Source organism: Pseudomonas sp. SDO5522_S412, from assembly GCF_054071215.1.
In genome coordinates this window covers 1-11178 of record NZ_JBSVWQ010000185.1, presented here as the reverse complement: position 1 = coordinate 11178, position 11178 = coordinate 1, and the positions used below count along the sequence as shown (strand labels likewise).

Sequence of the window (11178 nt, the reverse complement as noted above, 5' to 3'; positions counted from 1 at the left end):
CTGCACATGTATCGACTGACACACCGCCTTCGCGAGCAAGCCCGCTCCCACACTGGATCTCTGTCACATTGAGATCTTTGTCAGCCTGGAAGCGGTGTGCTTAAGAGGACAGGTACGACGAACGCGTCAAACCAAGACGCAACGCATCCAGGAACTGAGTCCGCTCCGCCGCCGTGATCTTCGCGCTGGCGCACTTGTCACGGTAGTGAGTCATCAACTCCTCCGGCGACAAGTGCACGTAGCGCAGCATGTCTTCGATGGTGTCGTGGGTCTCGATCCCGGCGCTGTACACCGAACCGTCGTCACGCTGGTAGATGTTCACCGAGTCGGTGTCACCGAACAGGTTGTGCATGTCGCCGAGAATTTCCTGGTAGGCACCCACCAGGAAGATCCCCAGCAGGTAGTCCTCGCCTTCTTTCACAGCGTGCACCGGCAAGCTGGTCTCGATGCTTTGCTCATCCACGTACTGCTTGATCTTGCCGTCGGAGTCGCAGGTCAAATCCTGCAGCACCGCACGGCGCAACGGTTCTTCGTCGAGGCGATGCAGCGGCAATATCGGCAGCACCTGGCCGATGGCCCAGGTGTCCGGCAGGCTCTGGAAGACCGAGAAGTTGCAGATGTACTTGTCGGCCAGCTTGTCGTTGAGTTCGTCCAGCACCTGGCGGTGGGAACGCTGGCGGGCTTTCAGCGAGTCGTGCAGGCGGCGGCAGACGGCGAAGTAGCACTGCTCGGCCAGGGCTTTCTCGGCCAGGGTGATCTTGCCGTCGGCGTACTGGGTTGCCACGTCGCTCATGTAGTGAGTGGCGCGCCAGTAGGTTTCGGTGACCATTTCAATGTCGGTCGGGCCCAGCAGGTCCACCAGCCATTGCACGGTTTCCGGCAGGCTTTCCTTGTTCTCGATCAGCGGCACGTCGTCGTTGTGCTTCTCGACGTCGGTAACTTGCACCACCAGCATGGCGTGGTGGGCGGTCAGGGAACGGCCGCTCTCGGAGAAGATGTTCGGGTGCGGCAGGCTCTGCGCGTCGCAGAATTCCTTGAGCATGCCCACAACCACGCCGGCGTAGTCGTCCATGTCGTAGTTGATCGAGCTGGCGTTACGCGAGTGGGTACCGTCGTAGTCCACGCCCAGGCCGCCGCCCACATCGATGTGGTCTACCGGCAGGCCGAGGTTGCGCAGTTCGCCGTAGTAACGAATGGCTTCCTTGAACCCGTGCTGGTAGTCGGCCAGGTTGGCGATCTGCGAACCCATGTGGAAGTGCAGCAGGCGGATGCCCTGGTCCAGGCCCGCCGCGCGGAAGCGCTCGACCACCGACAACAATTGCGCCGCCGACAGACCGAATTTGGATTTCTCGCCACCGGTGTCTGCCCACTTGCTCGACGCCAGGGACGACAGGCGCACCCGCAGGCCCACCTGTGGCTTGACCTTGAGGTTGGCGGCTTCTTCGATCACCAGGCCGACTTCGGATTCTTTCTCGATCACGATGAACACGTTGTGGCCCAGCTTCTGGCCCATCAGCGCGAGGCGGATGAACTCACGGTCCTTGTAACCGTTGCAGACGATGGTGCCGCCTTTCGGCGCCAGGGCCAGCACGGCCAGCAGCTCGGGCTTGGAGCCGGCTTCCAGGCCAATGGACACGTCCTGGGTGGCGATGATGTTCTCGATCACCGCTTCCTGCTGGTTCACCTTGATCGGGTACAGCGCGGTGTATTTGCTCTGGTATTCCAGGCGCTCGATATTGGAGTCGAACGCGCCGGTCAGCTGGCGCACGCGGTCTTGCAGGATGTCGGGGAAGCGCACCAGCAACGGCAGGGACAGGCCGCTTTTGCGCAGCTCGTCGACTTGCTCGTACAGGTCCACAGGCGTGCTGTTCGGGCCGTTCGGACGGACTTCAACGCGACCGGCATCATTGATCGCGAAATACCCGGCCCCCCAATGGCGAATCCCGTAAACACTGCGGCTGTCCGCAACTGTCCATTGGCTGCCATCGTCTTTGCGTGTGCGTCGTACGGACATCGAAGTCCCCTATAAATGAAGTCGAAGTGCACCGGCCTGATCAGAGGCTGGCGCAGTCTAAAGAATGAAAATGACGATTTGCCTGTGAGAGGGGTAGACCCCACTTGCAGGACAGAGTTTAGACACCGGTCAGGAACAGGCTCTGTGAAAACCATGGGGACGACAGTTCGCGTTCAGCCAGCGGGCTATCGGGGTGGTTTTCACAGAGGCTGCTAGCCGCCGGATTTCTTCGCCTTGTAACCCAGCTTGATCAGCTCGGCCAACAGCAACTCGACGTGGTCGCCCTGGATCTCGATCACGCCGTCTTTCAGGGCGCCACCGGTGCCACAGCGCTTTTTCAACGTGGTGGCCAGTTCCTTCAAGGCTTCTTCGGCCAGGGGCACGCCAGTGATGGTGGTCACTGTCTTGCCGCCACGGCCCTTGCTCTCGCGACGAACGCGGGCAATACCATCGCCTTCGGGAATCAGGGTTGTTTTGCAGGTACAAGCGTCCACGGGCTGGCGACAGTCCGGGCAGTGTCGACCTGCGTCGGTGGAAAATACCAGGCCACCAAGGGCGGCGAAGGATGCGGCTTTTTTGGCCACCGGCAATCCTCTTGGGAGGACAAAGACTGATCGATGGGATCATCGACCGCGAAGCCCCACTCAGGCAGGGGCAGCGCTACTGAGCCGCCGATGTTCAAACCACTGTAGGAGCGAGCTTGCTCGCGAAGGTCGTCAACGATAACGCGGGCCTTCAGACAGCACGCGTCGTGCTTACGTTTTTCGCGAGCAAGCTCGCTTCTACAGGGTGGAACAACAGCGGTTCAGCCTGAAAAGTCGCGCAGTGTAACGGCAAAAACGCCCCTTGCTAAGAGCCAAATGGCGCCAATTTATGCAACTTTAGCGACGCAGGGCCAAATAACGACGCAACCCTTCCTGGGCATCCGGGCAATAGGGCTTTTGCTCGGCCTCCTGAAGCACCGTCGCCAGGGGCAGAAAGCGCGCCTCCATGACTTCTTCCGGCTGGATTCGCAGCGGCCCGTCCCACACGGCCGAGAACGAGGTGCACCAGAGCCGGCTGTCGCCGTCTTCGAAGTAGAAGTGATCGTGGGCGGTCAGTTCGACGCCGCTGACGCCCAACTCTTCTTCCAGCTCACGGGCCGCCGACTCGGCATAGGACTCGTGGGCCGCCACCATTCCGCCCGCCGCCGTGTCCCAGAAACCCGGGTACATGGCTTTGCTCAGGGTGCGCCGGTGCACACACAGCTCACCGGCCGAGTTGAACAGGAAAATAAAGGTGCAGCGCCCGATCAGCCCGCGCCGGCGCAGATCGGAACGTACGAGGCTGCCGAGCAGGTTGTCCTGCTCGTCGACCCAGGCAATCAGTTCGGCGTCGGAGGCGGCGCGGTGCGCTGCCTCCCTGGTGGAAGCGTCCATCATCAACCCTGGTTCAGGAGCTGACGCAGGTCGATCACTGCAGCGTTGGCCCGGGAAATATAGTTGGCCATGACCAGCGAATGGTTGGCCAGGATGCCAAAGCCACTGCCGTTGAGAATCATCGGGCTCCATACCGGCTCTTGCGAAGCTTCCAGCTCACGAATGATCTGGCGCACGCTGACGGTGGCGTTCTTCTTGGCCAGCACATCGGCGAAGTCGACTTCAATGGCGCGCAGCAGGTGCGACAGGGCCCAGGCCTGGCCGCGGGCTTCGTAGAACACGTTGTCGATCTGCATCCATGGGGTTTCCACCACTTCTTCGTCGACCTGGGGCACTTCACCCGGCGCCAGCGCTTCGGTTTTCAGCGCGGTGTTGAGCTTGACCCGACCCACACTGGCCGACAGCCGTTGCGACAGCGAACCCAGGCGAGTCGCCACATCACCCAGCCAGTTGTTGAGGTTGTCGGCACGTGCATAGAACAGCGCGCCTTTTTGATTCGGGTCGGACAAGCGCGCTTCGTAGCGGCTCAGGGAATTGATGCCTTCCTGGTATTCCGACTCGCTGGACGGCAGCACCCAGCTCTTGTTGTCGAAGTTGAAGCGCGGTTCGGCCTTGGCCAGGTCTGCGTCTTCCGCCGACTGCGACTGGGAGCGGGCGAAGTCCTTGCGCAGGGCACGGGTCAGGTCACGCACCTGCACCAGTACGCCGTATTCCCAGCTCGGCATGTTGTCCATCCACAGGCCCGGCGGGAAACGGTCGTTGGAAATGTAGCCACCCGGCTTGTTCAGCAGGGTGCCCACCACCGTCTTGAGGGTTTCGACGGTGGTAAAGCCCACCACCATCTGCTTGCCGTCCTTCTCGGCGGCAATTTGCGCATTCTGCTGGACCGGGAACAACGCAGGCTCTTCGCTCCAGTACCAACCCAGGGCACCGGTGACCAACAGGTACAACGCAACCAGCGAGAGCAACGCGCGGCTCATCAGCAGGTTACGGAAATAGCTGCGGGGGGCCGACTTGGTTTCAGGGGCCGGGCCCTTTGCACTGCCTGCGCGGTTTTTCCAGTCCAGCATGGCGATATCCTTTCAATCACTTGAGTTCAATAGCTACGACCACAACCCTGCCCCATCGTGCCGAGCAGTGCGGCGCTTTTAGCCAGGGTGGCGCGAGTACGCGGTTCGACTATAAAGGATGCACGCTGTTTACGCCCGCGCGACTGCATGGTCGATAAATGAATCTCTGCGACCTTGCAGTTAATTGACGTATGACACTCGTGCAACGGAAAAGAGGTGCTAGCATAGAGCCATCAGTTCGACCTCAGCATGCAGCCTAACTAGTAGTCAGGATATGACCGAGCCAGAAGACCCCAGCCGTGAGCGTCTCAAGCACCATTTTGCCCAGCGGGTAATTCATCAGGCACGTCAAATTCTTGAGATCTGGCAGCGCCTGCAACGCAGCGAATGGTCGACCACTGACTTGTCCGAGCTCAGTGAGGCCAACCTGCGCCTGCTGCGTTTTGCCGAGCGCTTCGAGCAGCCGGAACACGGCCAACTGGCGCACCAGATCGGCGCTTCACTCAAGGCGGTGGACGACAACCGCGGCCGCCTGAGCAGCCACCTGATCACCGAACTCAACCGTTTGATGCAGCGCCTGTCGCGCACCGGGCTGCGCCAGGGCGACCAGCTGGAACAAACCCTGCTGCCGCCGATGCGCAAGCCGATCTACGTGATGCTGGCCGATCACGACCGCGCCGACCGCCTGGCCAAGCAGCTGGAATTTTTCGGCTTGAGCGCCCAGTCCCTCGACAGCGTGGCGGCGTTTCGCTCATCCATGGCCGAGCGCTTGCCGGCGGCCATTGTGATGGATGTGGATTTCTGCGGCGCCGGCCTCGGCCTGAAGCTCGCCGCCGAAGCCCAGGAAGGCCTGGAGCAGAAGCTGCCACTGCTGTTTTTCAGCCTGCACGAAACCGACACCCCAACCCGCCTGGCCGCCGTGCGCGCCGGCGGCCAGGAGTTCCTCACCGGCACCCTGGAGGCGTCGAGCCTGCTGGAAAAAATCGAAGTGCTGACCTGCGTCGCCCAGTACGAACCTTATAAAGTGCTGATCATCGACGACTCGCGGGCCCAGGCGATGCACACCGAGCGCCTGCTCAACAGTGCCGGTATCGTTACCCGCACCCTGATCGAACCGATCCAGGCCATGGCCGAGCTGGCGGACTTCCAGCCCGACCTGATCATCCTCGACATGTATATGCCGGCCTGCACCGGTACCGAGCTGGCCAAGGTGATCCGTCACAATGACCGCTACGTCAGCGTGCCGATCATCTATCTCTCGGCCGAAGACGACCTGGACAAGCAACTGGACGCCATGAGCGAAGGCGGCGACGACTTCCTCACCAAGCCGATCAAGCCGCGGCACCTGATCACCACCGTACGCAACCGCGCCGCGCGGGCACGCAACCTCAAGGCGCGGATGGTGCGCGACAGCCTCACCGGGCTGTACAACCACACCCACATCCTGCAACTGCTCGAAGACTGCAGCTTCCGCGCGCGCCGCGAGAGCAAGCCGCTGAGTTTTGCGATGCTCGACATCGACCACTTCAAGCGGGTCAACGACAGCCACGGCCACCCCATGGGCGACCGGGTGATCAAGAGCCTCGCGCTGTTTCTCAAGCAGCGCCTGCGCAAGACCGACTATATAGGCCGTTACGGCGGCGAAGAATTTGCCATCGTGATGCCCGACACCGACCTCGACAGGGCTTGCCAAGTACTTGACGAGATTCGCGGGCGCTTCGCCGAGATTCACTATCCCGCCCAGCCCCAGGATTTGTGGTGCACGTTCAGTGCCGGCGTGGTGGAGCTCTGCGACGGCTCCGACAGCCTGATGATGGCGGCCCAGGCCGACGAGGCCCTGTACCGCGCCAAGGATGCCGGGCGTAACCGGGTGATGTCGGCGCGTGCATCAAAGCAAAGTGCCACCTTTTCACCGGAATCCACCGAATCCGTCATAACTCTGTAATGGAAACGCAATAACTTCAGGCACTTACTTCTGCTGTCGGTTGAAACCACGCATGCGCCTGAAGCTGCTGACGAATCTGAACACCCTCCTTCTGGTCGCCGTTTGCCTGGCCCTGGGCGCTACGCTCTGGTGGTCGCAACGTGCCCTGGAACGGCCTTACCTGCTGATGGAGCGCTACCTTGGCCTGTCGCAGACGTTCCAGAACCAGGCCGCGCGCAATATCGACGATTACCTCGCCAGCGGCGACGCCCTGCGCCTGAGCGGCGCCAGCCAGAGCCTGGAAAACCTGTTGCAGCAGCTGGATGAGTTACCCGCAGAGCTGGCGCAAAACCTGCGCCCCAGCCTTGCCGACCTGGACACCTTCGGCAAGACCGACCTGCTGGCCGCCGGTAAGCTGGCCGGCGACCCGCAAGCCCTGTTGCTGCAAGCCGAACGCGAACTCGGTGCCAACCTGGAGCAACTGAACCAGTACGCCAGCGGTGTCAGTACGCCCGAGGCGGCGCGCTATCTGCCGCCGTTGCTCGCTGCGTCCCAGCACCTGGCGAAACTCTCCCTCGCCCGGGACAAGCTGGTGAGCAGCGGGCGCAGCGAACTGGCCGACGATGTGGAGCGCGAAGTCAGTAATATCCGCAGCCAGGCTGACGTGCTGGGGCAGCTGCCATTACTGGGGGTGACCGCCAGCAGCGAGTCCAGTACCGACGATTTCTCGGCCATGATGGGCCTGGAAAACACTGAAAAAACCGTGGCCCAGGACACCGGCGTCGACCTCAAGCGCGAACTCAACAGCCTGCTGACCCGCTACCCCGCCGAGCTGAAACGCACCCGCGAACAAATCCAGCAACGCACCGAACTGGCCACCGCCACCCACCTGAAAATCAACGCCGTGCAGCAAGCCATCGCCGGGCTGGAGCCTGTGGTGCGCGCCCAGCACGCGCAGATCCAGGGCGAAGTGCGGCTGATGCAAGGCGTGATGATCGGCCTGATTCTGCTGATCGCCCTCTTGATCGACACCTTGCAGCGGCGCCTGGCGCGGGTGCTGACCAACCTGGCGCCCGCTTTGTCCACCTGGGCCGAAGGTGACTTCAGCCAACACATTGCCCTGGGCAAGACCAACCGCGAACTGCACGATATCGAAGAGTCCCTGAACCGCCTGCGCGCCTACCTGGTGGACCTGGTGGGCACCATCAGAGGCAACGCCGAGCAAGTGGCCGGCAGCAGCAGCGCGCTGGCGGAGTTGAGCAGCGGCATGCACGACGGGGCCGAGCGCCAGGCCGGTGATACCGCGCAGATTCGCGATTCCCTGGGCGAACTGGAAGCGACTATCCAGCAGGTTGCCGGCGACGCCAGCCAGGCTGCCGAGGCCAGCCGCAGCGCGGGCCAGGCCGTCGAGCAGGGCCAACGGGTAATCGGCCTGAGCCTGACCGGGTTGCACGCATTGGTCGGCGAAGTGCAGATAAATGCGCAGATGATCGAGAAACTCGCCGAAGAGTCCGCGACCATCGGCGGCGTTCTCACGGTGATTCGCTCGATTGCCGACCAGACCAACCTGCTGGCGCTGAACGCCGCCATCGAAGCCGCCCGGGCCGGTGAAGCCGGGCGCGGGTTCGCCGTGGTGGCCGATGAGGTGCGCACCCTGGCCCAGCGCACCGCTGGCGCCACCGCCGAAATCCAGCACCTGATCCTCGGCCTGCAAACCGCCGCCCGGCAATCGGTGGAAGGCATGCGTGCCCAGGTCGAACACGCCGAGGCCACTGCCGAACAAGCCCAGGCGGCTGACGGCGCGCTGGATGAAATCGTCGGGGCGATCCAGACCATTTCCGACACCGCCGTGCGGATCGCCGATGTGACGGCCCAGCAAAGTGGCGCCGTGAGTGAAATCCGCGATAACAGTGAGCGGATTCACCAGCTGGGCGAGGACAACTTGCTGCGAATTGGCCAGGGACGCCGCCAGGGCGAGCACTTATTGGTACTAGGCGGGCAACTCAACACCGCCGTGCAGGCATTCCGCGTCTGACCGGCTCTCCCGTCTTGTGAAGATCAAAATGTGGGAGCGGGCTTGCTCGCGAAGGCGGCGCACCCGTCAACGCATGTGGCGGCTGAACCACCGCCATCGCAGGCAAACCAGCTCCCACACTGACCGGATTCAGCCTTGCGGTCACATATTTTGCGCAATCCTCGCTAATCGTGCTGCCTACTGCATAGAACTGGACAGTCACAAAGGCTTTGCGGCATAGTCGCCGGGTTCTACCGTGCCCACATCAATAACAAGGAACAGCCGATGGCGACCTTACTGGTTCTTCACGGACCCAACCTGAACCTGCTCGGCACCCGCGAACCGGGCGTCTACGGGGCAGTGACCCTCGAACAGATCAACCTCGATCTGGAACGACGGGCACGTGATGCCGGCCACCATCTGCTCTACCTGCAAAGCAATGCCGAGTACGAACTGATTGATCGCATCCATGCCGCGCGCAGCGAAGGCGTGGACTTTATCCTGATCAATCCCGCCGCTTTTACGCACACAAGCGTTGCATTACGTGACGCGCTGCTGGCGGTGAGCATCCCATTCATCGAAGTGCATTTATCGAACGTGCACAAACGCGAACCTTTCCGCCATCACTCTTACTTCTCCGACGTTGCGGTAGGAGTGATCTGCGGCCTTGGCGCCAGCGGTTACCGACTGGCCCTGGAGGCCGCCCTGGAACAGCTTGAAGACACGGCCAAGCGCCCCTGACCGACCCTTTGGGAGTTGATGATTCATGGATATCCGTAAAGTTAAGAAACTGATCGAACTGCTGGAAGAATCCGGTATCGACGAGCTGGAGATCAAGGAAGGCGAGGAATCCGTACGGATCAGCCGTCACAGCAAGACCCCGGCCCAACAGTTCTACGCACCACAGATGCAAGCGCCGGCTCCGGCCGCTGCACCCGTGGCGGCTGCTCCGGTCGCGGCTGCTGCCGAAGCTCCGGCTGCTCCAAAACTGAACGGTTTCGTGGTCAAGTCGCCAATGGTCGGTACCTTCTACCGCACCCCGGCACCGACCTCGCCAGCCTTCGTTGAAGTCGGCGCAACCGTGAAAGTGGGCGACACCATCTGCATCGTTGAAGCGATGAAGATGATGAACCACATCACGGCGGAAAAAGCCGGCGTCATCGAATCCATCCTGGTAGAAAACGGTCAGCCGGTTGAGTACGACCAGCCGCTGTTCACCATCGTTTGAACCGCGGAGCGCCTTCGATGTTGAAACCTGCGAAGAAACTGCAAAAAGTCCTGATCGCCAACCGCGGCGAGATCGCGCTGCGTATCCTGCGCGCCTGTAAGGAAGAGGGCATCAAGACCGTCGCTGTTTACTCGACGGCCGATACCGAATTGATGCACGTGAAACTGGCGGACGAAAGCATCTGCATCGGCCCGCCACTGGCCACGAACTCGTACCTGAAAGTCTCGAACATCATCGCCGCCGCTGAAGTGACCGGCGCTGATGGCATCCACCCCGGCTACGGCTTCCTCGCGGAAAACGCCGATTTCGCCGAACAGGTGGAGAAATCCGGGTTTGCCTTCATCGGCCCGAAAGCCGAAACCATTCGCCTGATGGGCGACAAGGTATCGGCCAAGGACGCCATGATCGCGGCCGGCGTACCTACCGTTCCAGGTTCCGACGGCCCACTGCCTGAAGACGAGGCAACCGCCCTGCGCATTGGTCGCGAAGTCGGTTACCCGGTGATCATCAAGGCCGCCGGTGGCGGTGGTGGTCGCGGCATGCGCGTGGTGCACAAGGAAGAAGAACTGATCGAAGCCGCCAAGCAGACTCGCTCGGAAGCTGCCGCCTGGTTCGGCAACCCGATGGTCTACCTGGAAAAGTACCTGACCAACCCACGTCACGTGGAAGTGCAGGTACTGTCCGACGGCCAGGGCCACGCCATCCATCTGGGCGACCGCGATTGCTCGCTGCAACGCCGTCACCAGAAAGTACTGGAAGAGGCGCCGGCACCGGGCCTGGACGAAACAGCTCGCCAGGAAGTACTGGCTCGCTGCGTCAAGGCGTGCATCGACATCAACTACCGTGGCGCGGGCACTTTCGAGTTCCTGTACGAGAACGGCCGTTTCTACTTCATCGAGATGAACACTCGTGTGCAGGTAGAGCATCCGGTTTCGGAGATGGTCACCGGTATCGACATCGTCAAGGAGATGCTGAGCATCGCCGCTGGCAACAAGCTGTCGTTTACCCAGGATGATGTGAAGATCCACGGCCACTCCCTGGAGTGCCGGATCAACGCCGAAGACCCGAAAACCTTTATCCCAAGCCCTGGCCTGGTCAAGCATTTCCACGCGCCCGGCGGCAACGGCGTACGTGTGGATTCGCACCTGTACAGCGGCTACAAGGTTCCGTCCAACTACGACTCGCTGATCGGCAAGCTGATCACCTGGGGCGCCACCCGCGACGAGGCCATGGCCCGTATGCGTAATGCCCTGGACGAAATTGTGGTAGACGGCATCAAGACCAACATCCCGCTGCATCGGGACCTGGTTCGCGATGAAGGCTTCTGCGAAGGTGGTGTGAACATTCACTACCTGGAACACAAGCTGGCTAATCAGTAAGCGAAGTGCTCCACCCAACAAAGCCGCCTTCGGGCGGTTTTGTTGTTTCTGCCCACCCGATTTTTCTGGATGGATACATTCCCCTTGTGGGAGCGGGCTTGCTCGCGAATGCGGTGTGCCAGTCAACACAT

8 protein-coding genes and 1 pseudogene are annotated in these 11178 nt (G+C 61.6%); 5 read left to right on the top strand and 4 right to left on the bottom strand.

From position 1 onward, the window contains the following. Positions 1-100: 100 nt before the first annotated feature. From speA to ACW9I6_RS25580, 4 genes are all read right to left on the bottom strand, one after another. A complete protein-coding gene (gene speA / locus ACW9I6_RS25595) occupies positions 101-2014 on the bottom strand; it encodes an arginine decarboxylase (protein ID WP_003217295.1) in 1914 nt (637 codons plus the stop codon). A 212-nt stretch (positions 2015-2226) separates the two neighbouring features. Then, entirely contained in the window at positions 2227-2598 is a 372-nt protein-coding gene (locus tag ACW9I6_RS25590; RefSeq protein ID WP_003217297.1) for a translation initiation factor Sui1, read from the bottom strand. 297 nt (positions 2599-2895) lie between these two features. Next, complete coding sequence (locus ACW9I6_RS25585) at positions 2896-3432, bottom strand: NUDIX hydrolase (protein ID WP_008439015.1); 537 nt, start codon at positions 3430-3432, stop codon at positions 2896-2898. 2 nt (positions 3433-3434) lie between these two features. Then, on the bottom strand, positions 3435-4502 hold the full coding sequence (locus tag ACW9I6_RS25580; RefSeq protein ID WP_003217301.1) for a DUF2333 family protein: 1068 nt from the start codon (positions 4500-4502) through the stop codon (positions 3435-3437). A gap of 274 nt (positions 4503-4776) precedes the next feature. Here ACW9I6_RS25580 and ACW9I6_RS25575 point away from each other — a divergent pair, with 274 nt between their 5' ends. The 5 genes and pseudogenes from ACW9I6_RS25575 (at position 4777) to accC (ending at position 11047) form a co-directional block, all read left to right on the top strand. Then, positions 4777-6447, top strand: coding sequence for a response regulator (locus tag ACW9I6_RS25575; RefSeq protein WP_008439016.1), 1671 nt, complete (start codon positions 4777-4779; stop codon positions 6445-6447). 1507 nt (positions 6448-7954) lie between these two features. Further along, positions 7955-8461: pseudogene (locus ACW9I6_RS25570) on the top strand (methyl-accepting chemotaxis protein); the annotation flags it as partial. A gap of 264 nt (positions 8462-8725) precedes the next feature. Further along, positions 8726-9181 carry a type II 3-dehydroquinate dehydratase gene (aroQ, locus tag ACW9I6_RS25565; RefSeq protein WP_003217307.1) on the top strand — a complete coding sequence of 152 codons (456 nt, stop codon included), beginning with the start codon at positions 8726-8728 and terminating at the stop codon, positions 9179-9181. A 25-nt stretch (positions 9182-9206) separates the two neighbouring features. Then, positions 9207-9668 (top strand): acetyl-CoA carboxylase biotin carboxyl carrier protein, encoded by a 462-nt coding sequence (gene accB, locus ACW9I6_RS25560; RefSeq protein WP_003217309.1) that lies wholly within the window; start codon positions 9207-9209, stop codon positions 9666-9668. 17 nt (positions 9669-9685) lie between these two features. Continuing rightward, positions 9686-11047 (top strand): acetyl-CoA carboxylase biotin carboxylase subunit, encoded by a 1362-nt coding sequence (gene accC, locus ACW9I6_RS25555; protein WP_003217312.1) that lies wholly within the window; start codon positions 9686-9688, stop codon positions 11045-11047. The last annotated feature ends 131 nt before the right edge of the window (positions 11048-11178 follow it).

What these genes read in the sequence shown, in the direction of transcription:
- speA (WP_003217295.1), bottom strand. Translation starts at nt 2,014, where the DNA reads ATGTCCGTACGACGCACACGCAAAGACGATGGCAGCCAATGGACAGTT.
- ACW9I6_RS25575 (WP_008439016.1), top strand. Translation starts at nt 4,777, where the DNA reads ATGACCGAGCCAGAAGACCCCAGCCGTGAGCGTCTCAAGCACCATTTT.
- aroQ (WP_003217307.1), top strand. Translation starts at nt 8,726, where the DNA reads ATGGCGACCTTACTGGTTCTTCACGGACCCAACCTGAACCTGCTCGGC.
- ACW9I6_RS25585 (WP_008439015.1), bottom strand. Translation starts at nt 3,432, where the DNA reads ATGGACGCTTCCACCAGGGAGGCAGCGCACCGCGCCGCCTCCGACGCC.
- accB (WP_003217309.1), top strand. Translation starts at nt 9,207, where the DNA reads ATGGATATCCGTAAAGTTAAGAAACTGATCGAACTGCTGGAAGAATCC.
- accC (WP_003217312.1), top strand. Translation starts at nt 9,686, where the DNA reads ATGTTGAAACCTGCGAAGAAACTGCAAAAAGTCCTGATCGCCAACCGC.
- ACW9I6_RS25580 (WP_003217301.1), bottom strand. Translation starts at nt 4,502, where the DNA reads ATGCTGGACTGGAAAAACCGCGCAGGCAGTGCAAAGGGCCCGGCCCCT.